At 69.0% G+C, this 19995-nt stretch carries 20 protein-coding genes and 3 pseudogenes; 12 read left to right on the plus strand and 11 right to left on the minus strand.

The genetic code is table 11. The annotated features are described in order from the left end of the window. Positions 1 to 137 precede the first annotated feature (137 nt). The gene (locus ACZ3H8_RS36990; RefSeq protein ID WP_467409290.1) at positions 138 to 923 is read left to right on the plus strand and encodes a haloacid dehalogenase type II; all 786 of its coding nucleotides are present in this window, start codon (positions 138 to 140) and stop codon (positions 921 to 923) included. 299 nt (positions 924 to 1222) lie between these two features. Next, positions 1223 to 1915, plus strand: a complete 693-nt coding sequence (locus ACZ3H8_RS36995; protein ID WP_467409291.1) for a hypothetical protein — start codon at positions 1223 to 1225, stop codon at positions 1913 to 1915. 203 nt (positions 1916 to 2118) lie between these two features. Here the strand turns inward: ACZ3H8_RS36995 and ACZ3H8_RS37000 are convergent, their stop codons facing one another. From ACZ3H8_RS37000 to ACZ3H8_RS37015, 4 genes and pseudogenes are all read right to left on the minus strand, one after another. Continuing rightward, entirely contained in the window at positions 2119 to 2271 is a 153-nt protein-coding gene (locus tag ACZ3H8_RS37000) for a hypothetical protein (RefSeq protein ID WP_467409293.1), read from the minus strand. A 39-nt stretch (positions 2272 to 2310) separates the two neighbouring features. Next, on the minus strand, positions 2311 to 2643 hold the full coding sequence (locus ACZ3H8_RS37005; protein ID WP_467409294.1) for a hypothetical protein: 333 nt from the start codon (positions 2641 to 2643) through the stop codon (positions 2311 to 2313). A 190-nt stretch (positions 2644 to 2833) separates the two neighbouring features. Further along, positions 2834 to 2989 (minus strand): annotated as a pseudogene (locus ACZ3H8_RS37010) (transposase); the annotation flags it as partial. 185 nt (positions 2990 to 3174) lie between these two features. After that, on the minus strand, positions 3175 to 3822 hold the full coding sequence (locus ACZ3H8_RS37015; protein WP_467409295.1) for a hypothetical protein: 648 nt from the start codon (positions 3820 to 3822) through the stop codon (positions 3175 to 3177). A 166-nt stretch (positions 3823 to 3988) separates the two neighbouring features. Here ACZ3H8_RS37015 and ACZ3H8_RS37020 point away from each other — a divergent pair. Together ACZ3H8_RS37020 and ACZ3H8_RS37025 are read left to right on the plus strand one after the other, a co-directional pair. Beyond that, positions 3989 to 4755 (plus strand): annotated as a pseudogene (locus ACZ3H8_RS37020) (transposase). Between the two features lie 305 nt (positions 4756 to 5060). Then, entirely contained in the window at positions 5061 to 6236 is a 1176-nt protein-coding gene (locus tag ACZ3H8_RS37025; protein ID WP_467409297.1) for an FAD-dependent monooxygenase, read from the plus strand. Positions 6237 to 6271: 35 nt separating this feature from the next. On the opposite strand, the gene ACZ3H8_RS37030 is transcribed toward ACZ3H8_RS37025, so the two are convergent. After that, entirely contained in the window at positions 6272 to 7756 is a 1485-nt protein-coding gene (locus ACZ3H8_RS37030) for a flavin monoamine oxidase family protein (protein ID WP_467409299.1), read from the minus strand. A gap of 426 nt (positions 7757 to 8182) precedes the next feature. Here ACZ3H8_RS37030 and ACZ3H8_RS37035 point away from each other — a divergent pair, with 426 nt between their 5' ends. Together ACZ3H8_RS37035 and ACZ3H8_RS37040 are read left to right on the plus strand one after the other, a co-directional pair. Next, positions 8183 to 8740, plus strand: a complete 558-nt coding sequence (locus ACZ3H8_RS37035; RefSeq protein ID WP_467409300.1) for a VOC family protein — start codon at positions 8183 to 8185, stop codon at positions 8738 to 8740. Between the two features lie 223 nt (positions 8741 to 8963). Next, entirely contained in the window at positions 8964 to 9245 is a 282-nt protein-coding gene (locus ACZ3H8_RS37040; protein ID WP_467409301.1) for a hypothetical protein, read from the plus strand. Here ACZ3H8_RS37040 and ACZ3H8_RS37045 read toward each other — a convergent pair. Both ACZ3H8_RS37045 and ACZ3H8_RS37050 read right to left on the minus strand, forming a co-directional pair. Next, positions 9238 to 10026 carry a hypothetical protein gene (locus ACZ3H8_RS37045; protein ID WP_467409303.1) on the minus strand — a complete coding sequence of 263 codons (789 nt, stop codon included), beginning with the start codon at positions 10024 to 10026 and terminating at the stop codon, positions 9238 to 9240. The genes ACZ3H8_RS37040 and ACZ3H8_RS37045 overlap by 8 nt on opposite strands. 20 nt (positions 10027 to 10046) lie before the next feature. Then, positions 10047 to 11045, minus strand: coding sequence for an aldo/keto reductase family protein (locus ACZ3H8_RS37050; protein WP_467409304.1), 999 nt, complete (start codon positions 11043 to 11045; stop codon positions 10047 to 10049). Positions 11046 to 11290: 245 nt separating this feature from the next. On the opposite strand from ACZ3H8_RS37050, the gene ACZ3H8_RS37055 reads away from it, so the two are divergent. The 6 genes and pseudogenes from ACZ3H8_RS37055 to ACZ3H8_RS37080 all read left to right on the plus strand — a co-directional run bounded on the left by ACZ3H8_RS37055 (position 11291) and on the right by ACZ3H8_RS37080 (position 15793). Further along, on the plus strand, positions 11291 to 12151 hold the full coding sequence (locus ACZ3H8_RS37055) for an MBL fold metallo-hydrolase (RefSeq protein WP_467409355.1): 861 nt from the start codon (positions 11291 to 11293) through the stop codon (positions 12149 to 12151). Between the two features lie 32 nt (positions 12152 to 12183). Then, complete coding sequence (locus ACZ3H8_RS37060) at positions 12184 to 13416, plus strand: NAD(P)/FAD-dependent oxidoreductase (protein WP_467409306.1); 1233 nt, start codon at positions 12184 to 12186, stop codon at positions 13414 to 13416. A gap of 79 nt (positions 13417 to 13495) precedes the next feature. Next, positions 13496 to 13975: pseudogene (locus ACZ3H8_RS37065) on the plus strand (FAD-dependent oxidoreductase); the annotation flags it as partial. Positions 13976 to 14175: 200 nt separating this feature from the next. Then, entirely contained in the window at positions 14176 to 14958 is a 783-nt protein-coding gene (locus ACZ3H8_RS37070) for an SDR family oxidoreductase (protein WP_467409307.1), read from the plus strand. A gap of 43 nt (positions 14959 to 15001) precedes the next feature. Beyond that, a complete protein-coding gene (locus tag ACZ3H8_RS37075; protein WP_467409308.1) occupies positions 15002 to 15445 on the plus strand; it encodes a nuclear transport factor 2 family protein in 444 nt (147 codons plus the stop codon). 42 nt (positions 15446 to 15487) lie between these two features. Continuing rightward, positions 15488 to 15793: an antibiotic biosynthesis monooxygenase family protein gene (locus tag ACZ3H8_RS37080; RefSeq protein WP_467409310.1), complete on the plus strand. Its 306-nt coding sequence runs from the start codon at positions 15488 to 15490 to the stop codon at positions 15791 to 15793. A 74-nt stretch (positions 15794 to 15867) separates the two neighbouring features. Here ACZ3H8_RS37080 and ACZ3H8_RS37085 read toward each other — a convergent pair whose 3' ends face one another. The 4 genes from ACZ3H8_RS37085 to ACZ3H8_RS37100 all read right to left on the minus strand — a co-directional run. Continuing rightward, positions 15868 to 16605: a thioesterase II family protein gene (locus ACZ3H8_RS37085; protein WP_467409311.1), complete on the minus strand. Its 738-nt coding sequence runs from the start codon at positions 16603 to 16605 to the stop codon at positions 15868 to 15870. Positions 16606 to 16618: 13 nt separating this feature from the next. Then, on the minus strand, positions 16619 to 17986 hold the full coding sequence (gene accC / locus ACZ3H8_RS37090) for an acetyl-CoA carboxylase biotin carboxylase subunit (RefSeq protein ID WP_467409313.1): 1368 nt from the start codon (positions 17984 to 17986) through the stop codon (positions 16619 to 16621). 24 nt (positions 17987 to 18010) lie between these two features. After that, positions 18011 to 18523 carry an acetyl-CoA carboxylase biotin carboxyl carrier protein gene (locus tag ACZ3H8_RS37095; protein ID WP_467409314.1) on the minus strand — a complete coding sequence of 171 codons (513 nt, stop codon included), beginning with the start codon at positions 18521 to 18523 and terminating at the stop codon, positions 18011 to 18013. Next, positions 18504 to 19995, minus strand: a 1492-nt coding sequence (locus tag ACZ3H8_RS37100) for an acetyl-CoA carboxylase carboxyltransferase subunit alpha (RefSeq protein WP_467409315.1), incomplete at its 5' end; no start/stop codon positions are given. The genes ACZ3H8_RS37095 and ACZ3H8_RS37100, both read right to left, overlap by 20 nt.

The following is a 19995-nucleotide window of genomic DNA, read 5'->3' on the forward strand; positions in this document are numbered from 1 at the left end:
GGAGTGAGGCCACCACCCTGCGGATACCTCATGCCCACGAACTACCGCAGGGATCAAGCGATGTCATCCCCGACAACTCAACGGAAAGGTCAGTAACAGCCACTTTCACCCCTTGCTTCGTCCAGGAGACCTCTCCCATGTCAGAGCTGGAGATCGATGCCGTCGTGTTCGACGTGCTCGGCACGCTCGTCGACGAACCCGCCGGTATCCGCGCCGGCATTCGTGAACTCGACCCATCGCTCGACGAGCCCAGGATCGAGCAGCTCTTGTCGCTGTGGCACCAGCACATCGACCGCGAGCAACGTCGCATCCTCGACGGCGTCCGGCCCTACCTCACCAGCGACGTCCTCGACCTGGAAGCCGCCCGGCTCGTCGCCGACGCCGCCGGAGTCGACGACCCAACCGCCATAGCGGCATTGGCCCTCTCAGGTCGCCGGCTCCCGCCGTGGCCCGACACCGTGGCAGGGCTCGCCCGACTCGCCGAACGGTTCCCGCTGATCGGACTCTCCAACGCGAGCCGGACGGCGCTGCTGGGACTCAACGCCCACGCCGGACTGCGCTGGCACCAGGCCCTGTCCGCCGAAGACGCCCGGACCTACAAGCCGAACCCAGCGGTCTACCAGCTGGCCGTCACCGTCTCCGGACGACCGCCGGAGCGGCTCCTGATGGTCGCCGCCCACGCCTGGGACCTGCGCGGAGCACAGGGCCTCGGCCTGCGCACCGCCTACGTCGCCCGCCCAGTCGGCGACCCGCCCACCCCCTCGGACCGGTTCGACCTGCACGCCGACGACCTGACCGACCTGGCCGACCAACTCGACCATGCCCAACTAGGACTGGCGGCGCGCAAAATGGACCGCCCCTGGAACGCTCTCGTCGAGGTCGAGCAACTTTTGGGCCTCGACCGTGAACCCGGCATCGCGTAGCCAGGCCGCCATTTGGTCAGCCTGGCGGCGGTGGACGTGCGTCACAGCTGGCTATCCGGTCGCCAGCGACGCTGGCTAAGAGGATGGACTTCCAGGCACCAGATGAGACACGCCTGGCTCCGTTGAAAACGGACATCCGGCAATCTCCGTCGAAGCCCGGCTCAGGGGATCAGCGCCTGGCACAATGTCCGTAGCTGGGGCCAGCCACGAAGCCCGGAGCATTCCCCACACGCGTGGGGGTGACGCAGCACCCATCTGGGATTGCTGCTGCCTCCTACCCGTGAAGAGGGGACGCCTTCATGTCCGAGCACGCACTTGACGACCAAGCAACGACTGATCTGATCCCGGGCAACGAACCGGTCGAAATCCCCGACGTCGATGTCGAGGACATCGAAGACCCGCACACATTCGTATGGGGTGAGGAATTCTTCTACTGCGGGCCCCTTGCAGACGGACGACACGTCGTCGTGCACCAGTGTCCGGCAGGTGGCTGGACCTGGGCGTTGCCGAGCGCAGACAGCGCGCTCCAGTACATGACCGACCAGCTGGTCGACCTCATGCACGTCGGTGAGGAGCCCGAGGGCTACACCCTCTACTGGCCTCAGCGTCAGGTCTCCCTATCCGAGCAGCACTTCGTCGGCACTCGTTCCAATGACGAGCACTTCTACAGCGTCCTGCGGATCGGTGACCGCAGGGAGGTCGAAGAGCATGACGATGCGCTGGCCGCTCTGGGCGCGGCACTGGATGCGGCCGAGGAGCTCGTTGAACACGTGGCCGGCGACGATGATGCAGAGGACAAAATCCTCGAAGCACTCTTGATGTCCCAGATCCAGGCAGCGCGCAGCTGGTTGTGGCATTCCATCGCCCGGGATCGCGTCAACACAGCAGAGGAAGACAGGGTGTTCAGATACGGTGCTGCTGACTCCAAGGACCTCGCCACAAGGCTGAGTATGGATGAAGCGGTCGTAGCAGAGATCCTGGGCTCACCGTAGCCGTCGAGCCTGGGCTGATATGTCCAACGGTCGGCCAGCCGGGGACGCACGTACGGCGCCCCGTACCAGCGCGCTTTCGCCGAGCTCGCCGAGACACACCGCGGCCGGCCCAGGGCCCGAGATCCTGCCGCTGCTGCGCCGGGCGGCCGACCAGGCCCTGCTCGAGTTCACTCACGCTGACCTGCGCGAGCAGGCAGAAGCGATCAGCACCGGCGAGCCATTCGTTCTGCGACGCCCGAGTTGCAGGGCAGCGTCAGACCGGCGATGACGGCGTCGGGGTCGCGGTCGGTGCCTGCGGCGAGGGCGTGGAGGCTGGGCAGGTCGTCCTGCGGGACGTCATTGAGCCGATCCGACACCTGAGTTCGCTCCGTCAGATGTCCCCTCGGACGCCCTACTCACGACTGCATGACGCGGCACAGGAGGACACGTGCGCCCTCTGGCCCCGACCGCGGGTAATGCACGTGGCCGTTGGGCAGCAGCCAGATCGTTCCCTCGGGGAGGACCTCGCCCTTTTCGTCGATGATGGCTCCACCGACGACCAGAGCGATTTCGAGAAAGCCCTCGTGAGGGCATTCTCGTGTCTCCGAATTGGGCGGCCACGTGACCAGGACCGACATGGCTTTGTCTCCGTCGGAGACGAGGGGTGTCATCGAGAACACCCCCGGGTCCACCACATCCAACACCGTGCTGATGCTGGCGTATGAAATCCGCTCGACATTCTGTGTCAAGGAACTTCCTCTCTAGACCTGAAGGCGGAAGCGACACGAGACGTCACGCGGGCGGCCAGATTGCCTGCTTTCGGAAAGGCAGGCGGGGTGACCAGCTCCCTGTCATCCCGCTTGGCAAGAACGCTAAGGGATGTCCCGTAAATGATCTGCGGGCTGATTGGGTGGGTCGGCCACGGCTGCGGCCACTCGCCTATCCGGCGAGGTTGAGGTTGTGCATGCGGGCGATGCCGAGCATGGCGTGGTGGACGCCGTCGCCGCGCAGACGGCAGTCGCGCAGGACCTTCCAGGTCTTCATGCGGGCGAAGCAGTGCTCGACGCGCGCTCGAACCTGCTTACCTGCCTGATTCTCAACCAGAGCACGTCAGTACCGGCCAGCGTGAGGCTTCGGGCTGGCTGTTGATTTGCTTTGCTGAAGGTCGTCACCTCGCAAAATGCGGGCACGGCCGCGTCGATGCGCTCGGCACGGCACTACCGGTCGATCGTCCCGACTGACCATGCGGCACCCCGGCCCTTGCCACAGAGGGCCGGCCGTCACCAGTACGGAGGTTCAAAGGGTGCGCTGCCGTTCTCGCTGTAGTAGGCGCGTACCAACGAGATTCGGGCGACTCGCCGGCCTTCTGCCACTGCGTGCTCCGCGGTCTTCCGCCTAGCGAAATTCCGCTGCTCTCGTTCGTACTGCTCGGTGCCCTCGAAACGGGGCGCGACATCCAGGAGGCGAAGCTCACCACTGTCCTGGACCAGCGTGACGATGAGACGGTCGCGCGTCTGGGGGTCGCGGTACTCGTACCGTTCGGAGGTGGAACTGTAATCGGAAGGGAACGGCGCCCGTGAGCCGATCCACCGGTCGTTGCCGAGCGCCTTTCCCCATTTCTCACCAATTGTCCGCAGGTCGCCATCGAAGACGACATACCGCTCCAGCCGCCACTGGCAGCTCAGCGAGCCAGGCGGTTCGCCTTCGAAGGGGGCATTACGAAGGCAGTGGTCCGCGGCCGCGGTGCCGAGCTGTCGCGGTGCACTCGGCAGGACATCGACGACCCTCTCCAGGCGACGTTCGCCCTCCGCCTTTGCAGTGCGACTTGCTGCATCCACCTCACCGGTCCGCGACAGGGAAGCCATCGAAGCCGCCACCCTTGCGTAGCCGTACCATCCTGCTGTGGCCAGACCCGCCACCACAGCCACAGCCATTCCCGCACCGACTATCCGGCGCCGCACCTGCTGTCTTGCTGTTCTTGCCATACCTAGATCCTCATAAGCCTGCGTCACAGAACAGCCACGAATCCGTGCTCCTTTGGAAGCCATCTGAAGGCTGTCTCGTAAGTGATCTTGCTGTGCGATGATCTAGGTCGTGTCTGGTGTGATCACGGCGTCGGAGCCGTCCTGGATAGCCCCGTTCACCGGGCTGAACCCGCGTGCGTTCGGCAAGTTGGTTGCTCAGCTGCGTCGCGAGGGTGCGGATGCTGCGGGCGGGGCCGGCCGTGGAAGCTGTCGCTGGAGGATCGGCTGTTGCTGGTGGTTGCGTACTGGCGGACAAACTTGACGATGCGGCAACTGGCCCCGCTGTTCGGGGTGTCGAAGTCCGCCGCCGACCGGATCATCGACCACCTCGGGCCGCAGCTTGCGCTGCAGCCGCGCCAGCGGTTCGCCAAGGATACGGTGCTGATCGTTGACGGCACCCTGGTGCCTACCCGCGACCACAAGGTGGCAGAGCAGTCGAAGAATTATCGCTATTCCACCAACCACCAGGTGGTCATTGACGCCGACAGCCGCCTGGTGGTGGTCGTCGGCCAGCCGCTGCCGGGCAACCGCAACGACTGCCGGGCCTGGGCCGAGTCCGGCGCTAAGGCCGCCGTCGGGAACACCACGACGATCGCGGACGGCGGCTACCCGGGCACCGGGCTGGTGATGCCGCACCGGCGCCGCAAGGGCGAGGAGCTGCCGGAGTGGAAGCAGGCCCACAACAAGTCCCATAAGCAGGTTCGAGCGCGCGTCGAGCACTGCTTCGCCCGCATGAAGATCTGGAAGGTCCTGCGCGACTGCCGTCTGCGCGGCGACGGCGTCCACCACGCCATGCTCGGCATCGCCCGCATGCACAACCTCAACCTCGCCGGATAGGCGAGTGGCCGCAGCCGTGGCCGACCCACCCAATCAGCCCGCAGATCATTTACGGGACATCCCTTAACCCCATCCCGGGAGATTTCCGGGAATGTGCCGGTGAATTCAGCCGTTCTGTATACCCGCGACATACTGCGCTACATCTTTTGTCTCGCCTGTTTTCCCTTCGGCGGCATGCCGGTTGCCGGGGCCTGCGACGGGGTCTAGCGTGCGGATCTGCTTACCCTCGGCAAACGGACCCGCCGCGCATCTCGAATGCGATCGGGAAATGCTTCAAGTGTCGGCCCGGAAGGGATTGATTCGTCATGCGGGCGGTGATCTGTGGTGCCGGCATCGCCGGTCTGACCGCGGCCTGGTGGCTGGACCGGTGCGGCTGGCGGGTGCTCGTCGTGGAGCGGGCGTCGTCGCTGCGCGACGGCGGGTACGTGCTGGACTTCTTCGGCGCCGGATACACGGTTGCGCAGAGGATGGGGCTGCTCCCCCGTCTGAAGGCGGCCCATCAAGAGGTTGCCGGGCTCGGCTACGTCGACGGCGCGGGGTGCCGCCGCGCCGGGATCGGATACGGGGCGTTCACCGAGGCGGTCGCCGGACGGGTCTGCCGGGTGCTGCGCGAGGACCTGGTGCAGGCTTTGCACGAGGTCCTGGCGGGCGGCGTCACGCTGCGCTTCGGGCACACCGTCGAGCGGGTGACGCAGCACGCCGACGGCGTGACGGTACAACTCGACGACGGCACCGACGTCGAGGCGGATCTACTCATCGGCGCCGACGGCGTGTACTCCCGGGTGCGGGCACTCTCGTTCGGGCCCCAGGAGCGGTATGTGCGTCCGCTCGGGCTGCACATCGCCACCTACCTGTTCCGCGACGACGTCGTACGCCAAGCCCTGCGTGGGGAGTTCCGGCTGCTGGCCGCCCCCCATCGGCACGCCGGCGGATACCCGCTGAGCGACGGCCGGGTGGCGGCGGTCTTCATGCACCGCGTTCCCTCCGAGCTGTCGCACGATCCGCGTGCGGCGCTGAAGGAGACCTTCGGCGATCTCGGTTGGGTGGTGCCGCGGCTGCTCGACGCCTGCCCGGACAATCCCCACTATGACCTGATCGCGCAGACCGCTCTGCCGGAGTGGAGCGCCGGACGGGTGGTCCTGCTCGGCGACGCCTGCCAGGCGGTCTCCCTGCTGGCCGGGCAGGGAGCGTCGCTTGCCATGGCCGGCGCTGAGGAGCTGGCGCGGCAGCTCGGCGAGCGTGCCGTGCCGGACGCCCTCGCGGCGTACGAGGCACGGCTGAGGCCCAGGATCGAGACCGTTCAGCGTTCCGCCCGGCGAAGCACGCCGTGGTTCGTGCCGGACAGCCGACTGCGGCTGACGATCCGTCACACCGTCCTGCGGCTGGCGGCCCTGCCGGGCACCGCGACGCTGTTGCGCAGCGCGATGGCGCCGACACCCCAGGGCGACCGCCCGGGCAGGCCCGCCGGGTCTACCCCCTGATTCCCCGGGGATTCCCTCATTCCCCCGGGGTTAACTCACGCCACCACCGCCGCCATGGCCCGGGACACGGGCACGTGCCGTGCTATGTCCCGGACGGCGGTGATCGCCGACTCGATCGCCCCGTCGATCCAGGCCGGTGTGGAGGAACAGTGCTCACCCGCGAAGAACAGACGATTCTGCGGCCGGGCGGCGTGCCATCGCTCCTCTTCGCATTCCGAGGCGTCGCCGCCCCAGCGTACGGCACAACCGCCGGCGCTCCACTCGTGCTGTCCCCACGCGGCGCTGACGGCGCCCAACACCATTCCGGGACGCAGCAGTTGGGGATGCATCCTGCCCAGTTCGCGTTTGACGAATTCATGCCGGGCGCTGTCCGTCATTCGGCCGAGCCGGTCCGCGTCGTCGCCGATCGTATAGCTGGCCAGCAGCGTCGCGCCGCTTTCCGTATCGCCTTCCGCGGCCGGATAATAGGTCTGTCGGAGGACGCCGGCGCTGAACGAGGCACCGCCGGTTATCCCCTCGCGCTCCCAGAACGGCTCGCTGCAGTGGAACGCCACCTTCGTGGCCGGGCAGTAGACCGTCTCACGGATTGCGGCGGCCTTGTCGTCGTCGATGCCCTCCAGGCGGATGCGGCGCAGTACGGAGAAGGGAATGGTGCACAGCGCATAATCGCTGCGCACCATGCGTATCCGGCCCGCATGCCGCACGGCGATGACGACGTCGTCCTTCCGGACGTGCAGGCCGACGATTTCGTGCCGCCGCCGAACAGGCCCCCTGATCGCCGCCGCGAGCCGCTCGACGATCTGTCCCATTCCCCCGCGCAGTTCCACGAGCTGCGTACTGGTCTCGGCGAGGATGTCATCGAGGAAGCTCCCCAGGGCTCCGCTGCATGCGGATCCGACTTCGGGGTGATCGTCGAAGAAGGCATGCAGATCCGCCCTGCCGCGACCGGACAGGTACCCGCTCACACCGGCCCGCTCCAGCAGGTCCAGCAGATGCGAGTTGAGATCGCCGCGCAGGCTGCCTCGCAGGTCAGGAGGTGCGATGGCGTCGACGACGGTGGTCAGCCACGCGGCGAAGAGCAGGGTGTCGTGCCGATACCGCTCCCGCAGGGACGCACCGAAACAGTTGTCCACCAGTTCCTTGGCGGCGTCCCGGATCCGCACGTACCCGGTGCCGGTGCCGAGGTAGGCATTCTCATCGGAGAGCAGGGTCTTGAACTCGCGCTGTTGACCGGCGAGCCCGAGCCGGGCGACATAGCGCATCGCGTGGTGGTGGTGCGTGGGGATACGCATGGCACCGAGCTCCGCGAAGGGGGCGCGCGGTCCCGGGCCGAAGCGATGTGTGCGGATCCGGCCGCCGATCCGAGGCGCTGCTTCGAAGACCTCGACCCGGTGTCCCAGCCGCTCCAGCTCATATGCCGCGACGAGCCCCGCGACACCGGCGCCGAGAATGGCCACCTGCTTGCCCCGGCGGTTGCCGACGGCCTCCGAAAACCGGTCGGGGATTTCCTCACCCGCCATGGCCGTTATTCCAGGGCTGTATGCGATTTCGATATGACATGCCCACACGCTAGGCCCGCTATCAGGCCCCGGCAATCGGGTCCGGAACCGAAATGAAAAGGGTCGGGACAAGAGGTGTAGTGGAACGCCCCGCAAGCGGTACACTCCCGGTGCATTTATCCGACCCGGGCCGGATTCTACTCCTTGGCAATACCGGCGCACCTACAATCCGAGCATGAATGCAATCGAATACGAGCCGGGCACCCCCTGCTGGGTGGATGTCATCACCCCGGACCTGGCCGGCGTCAAATCATTCTACGGTGCGCTTTTCGGCTGGGAGGCGGTCGCTCTGTCCAATCCCGGCGCCGGGGAGTACACGACGTTCACGAATGAAGGCCAATTGGTCGCCGGCGCGCTGCCGCACACCATGGCGGGTCTAGCGCCAGCGTGGCGACCACCGACGCGGCAGCCGCGGCCAAGGCGGTGGAGTCCGCCAGCGGGAAGGTGCGCCGGCCGCCCATGGAGGAGTTCGACCAGGGGATCTCCGTGGTGTGCACCGACGCGGAGGGCGCGGTGTTCTCCCTCTGGCAGCCGGACACCTTCCCCGGCGCGGCCCTGGTCGGCGAGTCGGGCTCGTTCTGCTGGGCCGAGCTGGCCACCCGTTCTCCCGAGCGCGCGAAGCGGTTCTACCCGAAGGTGTTCGGCTGGGACCCGGTGACCACCGACCACGGTGACACGGCTTGCACGCAGTGGATGGTCGGCGGCGAGCCGGTCGCGGGCATGATGCCGATACAACCGCCCATGCCGGAGCACGTGCCGCCGCACTGGCTGGTGTACTTCACGGTGGCCGACCTCAGCGCGGCCGTCGCCAAGGCGGTCGAGCTGGGCGGACGCTGCCTCGCCGACGCGATGGACATCGGGATCGGACTCGCCGCGGTGCTCAAGGACCCGCACGGACCGGTGTTCGGCGTGATGGAGCCACGGCTTCAGACAGCCGGAGTGTGATAGCCGGACGGGGAGCGACGCCAGCTCAGGGGAATCCACACAGGGGCGAGAGCTTGCTCCCGTTCGGCGACGGCCTCGCCCGCGATCCATCCGGACTCGGCGGCCTCGATGATCCCGTCCGTCAGGCCCAGGCGGTCCCCGGCCAGAAACTGCCGGGGCGGCCGGGTACCTCCATGGCGCCGGTCACCTCGAAGCGGTCGGCAGGCCCCTCCACCACCAGGCAGTGGAGCAGATTCCGCTCCTGCAGCACCTGGGGGCTGATCCGGGCGATCCGGACGATGAGTTCCTGGATCTCGTGCCGGTGGGCCGGGCGAGAACAGCCGACAGCGATCCGGTCGCGGCGTCCGAAAGGCTGGGGTCGAAGCCGGCGGCGGTCTCGATCACGCCGCGTGCCGATCATCTGGGCGGGGCGCATGGGCCGGGTGGCCCCGGGGGCATCATCGCCGGGGCCACCCGACCGGTCCTGGCCGATCAACCACCGATCGGCGAAAGCACTGTCAGGTGAGCGTGGACCGCTGTCCACTGCCCGCCCGCCGCGGCCGGCCGAGCGCGGCGGCAGGCGGAGGCGTGTCGCTGTCATCCGCCGTGCGGCTCCGGCGCGCGCGCCAGATCGGGTAGCCGAGCACCATCACCATGGAGAGGATGGGCACGGGACTGTTGAGGACGTATGCCCCGAACGCGTAGTCGAGCACGGGCACGACGACGGAGAGGACGAAGGCCCAGCGAGGCCCGTTGGGCATCCTCTTGGGGCCCCGCCCCGTGGCCGCCCACGGTGTGCGCGACCACGGTTTGGTGAGCGACAGCCACGTCTGGAAGCTGATCGCGCACAGCATCAGCAGGCCCGCCACAGCGAGCTGCACCGCCGGACCGTCGTGCCCCTGCCGGGCGGCCCGCAGGGTCTCGTCCCCCATCGGTTCGAGGACGAATATCCCCGTGTAGAACAGGACCACGGTGATCGCGAATTTCATCAGGACCCACCAGTACCGGAAATAGCCCCAGGGGGTCAGCGCGGACAGCATAAGTCCGGTGAAGGCGGCGGCGTTCGCCAGAAACGCCAGGACGTTCAGATCGAGCATCACCGCCATGGCGTACGCGCCGATCCGCAGGTCCGGCTGATCGGTGCCCGCACCGAAGACGATCAGGGCAAACAGGGCGAGGATTTGCCCCATCCAGCCGATGGAGGTCACAACGTGCAGGGACACCAGCAGGTTTCGCCACGGCCGGCTGTTCCGTTTCGCACTGTCGCCGTCAGACTGTCGGCCGGTCTGCCTTCGGGTCAACGTCATGGCCATCTCCTCCACGAGCGTCAGGGGCGCCGGGCCGGGCTGTCGGTGCGTGCCGGGTCGCGTTCGACGATCGTGTCCAGGACGCCGTCGATCTCCTTGAGAAGATCCGCGTCGAGCTTCACGCCGACCGCCTTGACGTTGTCGGCCAGTTGCTCGGGGCGTGAGGCGCCGACGATCGCCGACGCGACATTCGGGTTCTGCAGCACCCAGGCGACCGCGAGCTGTGCCATGGTCAGCCCCGCCTCGGCGGCGAGCAGTTGGAGCCTCTGCACGGTCGAGAGCACCTCGTCGGTCATGAGTTGCGAGATGTAGAACGCGGCCTTGCCATCCATGGTGCCGCGCGACCCGGCGGGCGGCGGGCGCCCCGGCAGGTACTTGCCGGTCAGCACGCCCTGCGCGAGCGTCGACCACACCACCTGGCCGATGCCCAGTTCCTCACAGGTCGGCACGACTTCGGCCTCGATCACCCGCCACAGCATCGAATACTGCGGCTCGCTCATGACGAGCTGGATCTTCAGTTCCCTCGCGAGTTCGCATGCGGCGCGGATCTGCGCGGCCTTCCACTCCGAGAGCCCGATGTAGTGGGCCTTTCCGCTGTGGACGACGCGGGCGAACGCCTCCATCGTCTCTTCCAACGGAGTCTCGTAGTCGTAGCGGTGGGCCAGATACACATCGACGTAGTCGGTCTGCAGCCGCTTCAGCGAGCCGTTGATCGACTCCGCGATGTGCTTGCCGGACAGGCCGCGGTCGTTGCGGCCCGCGCCGGTAGGCCAGTAGACCTTGGTGAGTATCTCCAGACCTTCCCGCCGCTCGCCCTTGAGCGCCTCGCCGAGCAGGGACTCGGCCCGGCCCGCGGCGTACAGGTCGGCGGTGTCGAATGTGGTGATGCCGTGATCCAGGGCAGCGCGTACGCAGGCGGTCGCCTCGGCGTCGTCGATCTGCGAGCCATGGGTGACCCAATTTCCGTAGGTGATCTCGCTGACCAGCATGCCCGAACGGCCAAGATGACGGAATTCCATGAGTGCGAACATAGCAATCGACTGCTTTGCCGAGGAAGCCGCGACCGGGCTCGAATTCAGGTCCAGGAGGGTGTAGTTCGAGTGCATATTTCGCCGCATTTTTATGCGCCCGGGCGGAGCCGATATCGCCACTGCATTCGTCGCTGTACGGATGCAATGATGCCGACGTGAATTCCCATCTCGACTGTAACCGAGTCCTGCCGCCGCCCGACCTGGTCGAGGTCAGCGACCGCGTATATGCCTACGTGCAGCCGGACGGGAGCAGTTGGGTCAACAACACCGGATTTCTCGTCGGCAGCCGCGGAGTGGTCAGCATCGACACGTGTGCGACCGAGCGGCGTACTCATGCCTATATCGATGCGATCCGTTCGGTGACCGACCTGCCGGTGCGTACGATCGTCAACACGCATCACCACGGCGATCACACGTTCGGCAACTACCTGTTTCCGAACGCGACGATCGTCGCTCATGAACTCACCCGCGAGGCCGCGCTCGCGTGGGGGCCTCCGCCCATGCCCTTCTGGACCGACATCGACTGGGGTCCGGTGGAGCTGGACCCCGCGTTCCTGACCTACACCGACAGCGTCACGCTGTGGATCGACGACCTGCGCGTCGAGGTCAGGCACGTGGGGATGGCCGCCCATGCCGTGGACGACTCGATCATCTGGATTCCGGAGCGGGAGTTGCTGTTCGCCGGCGACCTCCTTTTCAACGGCGGAACGCCCCTCGTCTCCCAGGGTTCGGTGGCCGGGACCGTCACGGTGCTCGAACAGGTCGTCAAACCGCTCGGCGCTCGGACCATCGTGCCCGGCCACGGTGGCGTATGCGGTCCGGAAGCCATCGACGAGACGCTCGAATACCTGCGCCTCGTGCTGAATACCGCCCGTGCCGGAAAAGCGGCGGGACTGACTCCTTTGGAAGCGGCGCGAGAGGCCGACCTCGGCCCGTACGCCGGACTTCTTGAGCCGGAACGCATCGTGGGCAATCTGTACCGCGCCTACGCCGAACTCGACGGTGCCGCACCGGGAGAGGCGATCGACTTCCTCGGCGCGCTGTCCGACGCCGTCGCCTTCAACGGCGGGCGGCCGATGACCTGCCTGGCGTGAGCCGCGTATACGGGAACGACACGAGGAGAACAATGGTGTACGACGTTATTGTGGTCGGCGCGAGATGCGCCGGGGCGAGCACCGCGATGCTGCTCTCCCGAAAAGGCTATCGAGTACTGCTCGTCGACAGGGCGACCTTCCCGAGCGACACCCTGTCCACCCACTACATTCATCAGCCGGCGGTGGCCCGGCTGCGCTCCTGGGGGCTGCTCGACCGGCTCGCGGCGACCGGCTGCCCGCCGATCCCGACCTACGGGCTCGACCTCGGCCCGATCGCGTTGAAGGGGTGCCCCACTCCGTACGACGGGGTCGACGTCGCCTACGCGCCGCGGCGCATCGTGCTGGACGCCCTGTTGGTCGAGGCGGCAGCCGCGGCGGGCGCGACCGTCAGGACCGGGTTCTCGGTCCACGGCCTGCTCCAGGAGGACGGGCGGGTCGTCGGCATCCGCGGACGCGCCGGCGGCACCGAGGTCGTCGAGCGGACCCGGCTCGTCGTGGGGGCCGACGGGCTGCGCTCCACGGTCGCCTCGACCGTCAACGCACCGATCTACGAGAACCGGGGAACGTTCCGCTGCGCGTACTACACGTACTGGAGCGGAGTCCCCCTCGACGGGTTCGAGAGCTTCGGCCGCGACGCCTTCGGGGCCGCCGCGGTGCCCACCCACGACGACCTCGCCTGCATCACAGTGCTGTTCCCCCGGTCGCAGTTCAAGCAGGTACGCGGTGACGTCGAGCGACACTACCTCGCGGCGCTCGACCAGACGTCGCTCGGCGAGCGGGTACGCGCCGGCACCCGGGAGGAACGGTGGTACGGGACCGGTGACCTGCCCAACCGCCACCGCCACCCCTACGGGCCCGGCTGGGCGCTGGCCGGCGACGCCGGGTACTACCAGGACCCGATCACCGCGCACGGCATCACCAACGCCTTCCGCGACGCGGAGTTCCTGACCGACGCCGTCGACCGCTGCTTCGGCAGTGGGACCGCGATGGACGTCGCGCTCGCCGAGTACCGCCGCAGGCGCGACGACTCCGCCCGCCCGATGTTCCGGTTGACATGCGACATCGCGTCCGAGCCGCCGCCGCAGGAGATCCTCCGGCTGGTCCGGGCCATGGTCGGCAACCAGCCGGCGACCGACCGCTACTTCGGCATGCTGGCCGGCACGGTCGACGTGGACGACTTCTTCGCCGACGACCACATCGCGGCGATCTTCGCGGCGGCAGGCGGCGAGGGGCAGCCGCTGGAGGAACAAGTGCAGGCCGGGTAGCCGCGCCGCCGCAGGCACAATCGCGGCGCCGGGCCCGGCCCCACCTGCACGCAATCCGGTCAGGTCACAGGATGCCGCCATGCAGCACACCCCGAGCACCACCGATCTCCTCGTCGTAGGCGCGGGCCCGACCGGCCTGCTGCTGGCCGACGACCTCGCCGCAGCCGGGCACTGCGTCACCATCGTGGAGCGGCGCCCGCAGGAGACCAGCAACCTCACCCGCGCCTTCATCGTGCACGCCCGCACCCTCGAACAGCTCGACGCCCGCGGGCTCGCCGACGAACTGGTCAAGGCCGGCACCCCCATCACCGAACTGCGGCTGCTCGCACTGGGGATCACCCTGAGCCTGCGGAGCCTGACCAGCCGTTTCCCGTTCGTGCTGCTCACCCCGCAGTACGAGGTCGAGAGGCTGCTGGAGCGGCGGGCCGCCGACGCGGGCGTGCGCTTCCGCTACGGCACCGAGCTGACGGGCCTGCGGCAGGACCGGGACGGCGTCGACGCCGGGATCCGCGACGTCGCGTCCGGCACGGCCGGCGACATCGGCGCCCGACGACCGGCTGGTGCGTGCCGCCTGGCCGGGCAGCCGCCGCACGCTCCTCCTGGTGCGCCCCGACGGCTATGTGGCCTGCACCTGCGACGAGCACGACACCGCCGGGCGCGCCGCCGCCCTGCGGGACGCGCTGAACGAGTGGACCGGAAGCGCCGCAGTTCTCGCACCGTGACCCAAAGCGAAACCGAAGCATAAGGAGAAGACACGGCATGGACGTAAACGGACGACGCGTCGTGGTCATGGGCGGCAGCTCGGGCATCGGCGAGCCCACGGCGGCACTGTTCGCCGCCCAGGGTGCCGAGGTCGTCATCACCGGCCGCAACGTCGAGAAGTTGGAGCGGGCCGCCAAGCGCATCGGCGGTTCGGTGGCCACCAGGACCGTGGATGCCACCGCCCCCGAGCAGTTGGCCGCGCTGTTCTTGGCCATCGACGAGATCGACCACCTGGTGCTGGCGGTGACCGGCTACGCCGGCGGCACCGGGGAGGGCGACTTCGCCGCGATCGACCTCGCCGACCTACGCACCGGCTTCGAGGTCAAGTACTGGGCGCACATGCAGACCCTGCATGCGGCGCTCCCGAAGATGAAGCAGGAGGGGTCGGTGGTGTTCCTCACCGCGGCCTCCGCCCAGGCGGCGCTTGCCGGAACGGCCGGCGCCGCGGCGATCAACGGGGCGCTGGAGAAGATGGTCCCGCCCCTGGCGATAGACCTCGCTCCGCTGCGCGTCAACGCCGTGTCGCCGGGGCTGGTCGACACCCCATGGTGGGACTACATGCCGGCCGACCAGCGTGCGGAGTTCTTCCGCGGCATCGCCCGCATCCTCCCGGTTGGCAGGGTCGGCAAGCCGGAGGACATTGCGCAGGCGGTCTTCGTGATGGCGGTCAACCCGTACATCACCGGCACCGTCCTGGTGTGCTCCGGCGGCGGCCACCTCGCCACCGCCGACCCCCGCCTCTTCGAGGACGGTCCGGTGGGCTCGCAGCACGCGGTCTAGCCGGAATGCGCAGCAATCCAGACGTACACAGAGGAGGTCCCCGATGCCGACCGAGGCCGAGATGAAGGCCACGCTGCAGGAGTGCCTGGAGCACTGGAACAACGAGGACGTGGAGGCGATCACCGGGCTGTTCGCCGACGACGCCGTGCTGGAGGATCCCTACGGCACCCCGGCCAAGGCGGGCAGGGAGGCCATCCGCATCTTCTTCAAGGCGGCCTTCCGCGAGTTCTCCGCGGGCGGCGCCAAGGCCCGGCTCACCTTGGACACGCCGATCCGGGGCTCGCACGGCAATGGCGCCGCCATGGCGTGCACCATCGACGCCGGCACCGTGGCCATCCGGATCATCAGCGTGATGCGCTTCGACGACGCGGGCCGGATCGTTCACGCGCAGGGGTTCTGGGGTCCCGGCGACATCGTCCAGCCGGCTCCGGGTGACGGCGGGTCCCAAGCGGCGTCCCAGGACCGGTTCCGTCCCGGGCTGCACTGACCGCCGCCCACGGAGATACCACACGTCAGGAGATGATCTGTGATGGCGCAAGTGACCTTCATCAACCTCTTCGAGGTGTCGGACGACCGCGAGAAGGAGTTCCTCGCGGCCTGGAACGAGGTGAGCGAGTACCTGCGCGCCAAGCCCGGCTACGTCCGGCACCGGCTGCACCGCGCGCTGGAGCCCGACCGGCGGTTCCGGTTCGTCAACACCGCGGTCTGGGAGTCGGAGAAGCACTTCCGGGCCGCTCACGACGAGGGCTTCTGCGAGATCGTCGGGAAGCCGGTCTGGAAGCAGTTCCCCTTCTTCCCCGGCGTCTTCGAGGTCGTCGCGGAGGGCGGCAGATAACGGCGGGGCAGGACCGCGGCGGGCCCGGGCTTCCTCGAAGCCCGGGCCCGCCGCGGGAGCCGCCGCCGACCGGCTTATCCCCAGGCCTCCTGGGGGACCACCACCCGCCGCAGATCCCCCTGGATCGCGGCCACGAGCCCCGGCGGCGGGCCCTTGAGGTAAAAGTGGTCACCGCCGAACACCCGCAAGCGGAACGTGCCGTGGGTGGTCTCCCGCCACAACCGCATGTCCGCCGGGGTGACGACCGGGTCCGCGTCACCGGTCATCGCCGACACCGGGCAGGCGAGCCGTCCGCCCGGGCCCGCCAGGTAGGTGTCGTTGAGCTCGAAGTCGGCCACCAGACAGGGCATGAACCGCTCGCGCCAGTCCCGCCGCTGCAGGGCCTCCTCCGGCGCACCGCTGAGTTTCCGCACGGCGGCGAGGGTCTCCGTCTCCGACATCCCGTGCAGGGATGGCGAGACGCGCACCTGCGGCGCGCAGCGGGCGGAGACGAACAGGCACAGCGGCAGCCCGGTTCCCTCGGCGGACAGCCGCCTGGTCACCTCGTAGGCGACGGCGGCGCCCATGCTGTGTCCGAAGAAGGCGAACGGGCGGTCGATGTGCGGGCGCAGCGCCTCCACCAGCGGTGGGACGAGATCGTCCATACGAGTGAAGGGTCGCTCGCCGATCCGCCCCTCCCGGCCGGGGAGCACCACGGGGCACACCGCGATGTCCGGACCGAGCCGGGTGCGCCACGGGAGGAAGAACGTGCCGCCGCCACCGGCGTGGGCGAAACAGAACAGCCGGATGCCGGCACTGGCGTCCTCGGCCATCCTGAGCCACGGCTTACACACATCGGCCCCTGTCGGTGAACTCATGAGCTGCCAGGAAGTCGGTGCGCACGTCGCCAGCCCGGAACGCCGAGTGGCCGAGGACCCGCTGGTGGAACGGGATCGTCGTGCGCACCCCCGCGCCCTCGACGCGCAGCTCGTCCAGCGCGGAGCGCATCCGGTCGAGGGCCGACCCGCGGTCGGGCGCCCAGGCGACGAGCTTGGCGATCAGCGAGTCGTAGTGCGACGGGATGACGGCACCGGGAACACAGTGCGAGTCCACCCGGATCCCGTGCCCGCCCGGTACCCGGAACTCGGTGAGCCGACCCGGCGTTGGCGCGAAGTCGCGTTCGGGGTCCTCGGCGTTAATGCGGCACTCGACCGCGTGGCCGCGCAGGACGACGTCCGCCTGGTCCAGCGCGAGGCGTTCGCCCGCCGCGACCCGGATCTGTTCCCGGACGATGTCGATGCCCGTCACCATCTCCGTCACCGGGTGCTCGACCTGGATACGGGCGTTCATCTCCATGAACCAGTACCGGCCGTTGTCGTCGAGCAGGAACTCCATCGTGCCGGCGCCGCGGTAGCCGAGCGCCTTGACGCCCCGCAGCGCCGCCTCACCGATCTCCGAGCGGAGCCCCGCGTCCAGTGCGGGAGACGGCGCCTCCTCGAGCAGTTTCTGGTGCCGGCGCTGGACCGAGCAGTCCCTCTCCCCCAGATGCACCATGGCGCCGTGCGCGTCCGCCAGCACCTGGATCTCGATGTGCCGCACCCTCGGTGCGTACCGCTCGGCGTAGACCGTGCTGTTACCGAACACCGCCTGGGCGCTGCTGCGGGTCTGCTGGTAGCTGCGGCGCAGTTCGCCCGGATCGTCCACGACGGTGATCCCCCGGCCGCCGCCGCCCGCCACCGCCTTGATCACCATCGGGTATCCGATGTGCTCGGCCACCGCGGCGGCCTCCTCGAACGACGCCACCGGATCCGTCGTACCGGGCAGCAGCGGCAGTCCGGCTGCGGACATGAGCCGGCGGGCCGTCGCCTTGTCCCCCGCCATCGCCATCACCTCCGCGGGAGGCCCGATGAAGGTGAGGCCGTTGGCGCCGCAGATCTCGGCGAAGTAGGGGTCCTCGGAGATGAATCCGTAGCCGGGGTGAACGGCCTCGGCGCCCGTCCTGAGCGCCGCCCCGATGATGTGCGGGATGTTGAGGTAGCTGCGGCGCGCCGGAGCCGGCCCGACGCACACCGCCTCGTCGGCCATGGCGACGTGCGTCGCGTCGGCGTCGGCCGTCGAGTACACCGCGACCGTGCGGATGCCCATCTCCCGACAGGCCCGGATGATCCGCACCGCGATCTCCCCGCGGTTGGCAACAAGAACCTTCCCGAACATGCCTTGTCCTTACGACGTCGGATCTCAGCCGCCCGGGGAGAGGTCGAGCAGGGGCTGCCCGAACTCGACCATCTCCCCGTCCTCGGCGTGGATGGCCACGACGCGGCCCGCGGCCTGCGCGGTCACCGGTGTGAAGAGCTTCATCGTCTCGATGGTCGCGACCTGCTGGCCCGCCTCGACCGGGTCGCCCACCTCGACGAACGGCGGCGCCTCCGGTGAAGGGCGGCGGTAGAAGGTGCCGACGACGGACGCGGTGATCGGCCGGGGACCGGTCTCCGCCGCGTCGGCCACGCTCCCGTTGGCGTCGGCCTTGGACGCTCCCGCGGGGCCGCGCGCCACCGCGGCCGGGCCTTCCCGTTCCCGCCCCGTCCGTTCGCCCCCCACCGTGCCGTCGGTGTTCCACTCGACCTCGACCATGCAGCCGTCGGCCTGCACCCGCACCCTTCGCAGAGGGCCGGGCAGGGAGTCGACGATCATCCGCACGGTAGCGCCGATGTCCTTCATGCCCGGCGAGCCATCAACCACCGACCCGGTCACCGTCCCACCTCCCGGTCAGTGCCGGCTGTCTCGCCGGGTCGCCGAACGCCGCGAAGCGCTCGTAGCGCTGCGCGAGCAGCTCGTCCCGCGGCATGCGGCACAGCTCGTCGAGGGTCTTCGCCAGTGCCGCCCCGACGTTCCCGGCGGCCGAGAGGCGGTCGGTGTGCGCGCCGCCCGCCGACTCCCGCACCACGCCGTCGACCACGCCGAGTTCGAGCAGGTCGGACGGTGTGAGCCGGAGCTGCTCGGCGGCGCGCGGGGCGGAGGCGGCGTCCTTGAACAGGATGGTGGCGCAGCCCTCGGGGCTGATCACGGAAAGGTACGCGTTCTCCAGGATGAGCACGCGGTTGGCGACACTGATCGCCAGCGCGCCGCCGCTGCCACCCTCGCCGGTCACGATCGACACGACCGGCACCGGCAGGCAGGACATGTGCTCGATGCACCGTGCGATGGCGTACGCCTGGCCCCGCCGCTCGGCCTCGATACCGGGGTACGCGCCCGGGGTGTCGACGAACGTCACCAGCGGCAGCCCGAACCTCTCCGCATGGCTCATCAGCCGGTACGCCTTGTGATAGCCCCAGGGCTGTGGCATGCCGAAGTTGCGGCGCACCAGCTCCGGGGTGTCGTGCCCCTTCTGGTGCCCGATGACCACGATCGTGCGGCCGGCGAGCCGGGCCAGCCCGCCCACGATCGCCGGATCGTCCCCGCCGCCGATCCGGTCGCCGTGCAGTTCGACGAACTCGTCGAAAACCTGCGCGCAGTAGTCGAGCGTGGTCGGGCGTTCCATGTCGCGGGCGAGCGCGACGACGTCCGCGGCGGACCGCTTCCGGAGCGACTCCGGTCTCATCACGAGCGCCGGTGAGGTGTCTTCGCCGTCGCCCGCCGTCCCGTCCGGCGGCGGATCGGCCGCTAGAGGCGGGCCCTGGCCCGACGCCGGCCGGGACGCGGCGTGGAGGCGCAGCAGGCCGGCGAGGGCCGCACGAAGCCCCTCCCGTGGCACGACGAGATCGATCTGCCCGTTCTCCAGCAGGAAGTCCGCGGTCTGGAAGCCCGGCGGCAGCTCCTGCCGGATGGTCTGCCTGATCACCTCCGGGCCGGCGAAGCCGATCCGCGCGCCCTCCTCCGCGATGACGACGTCGCCGAGCATCGCGAACGACGCGGTCGCCCCGCCGTAGGTCGGGTCCGTGTTGAGGTTGACCGTCAGCACCCCGGCGGCGTGCAGGCGGCGGATCTCCTGGCTGGTCTTGGCGAGCTGCATCAGCGACACCACGCCCTCCTGCATCCGGGCGCCACCGGACGCGGAGATGATCAGCAGCGGGGTGCGCTCGTGGAGCGCCCGGCGGGGGGGGGGGGGGGGGGGGGGGCCCCCCCCCCCCCCCCCCCAAAAACCCCCCCCCCCCCCCCCCGGGCGCCCCCCCCCCCCCGGGCGACGACCCCGGCCCGCGGGGGTTGGACCACACCCGACCCGGCGG

The sequence above is a fragment of the Streptomyces sp. NPDC002868 genome (assembly GCF_055563295.1).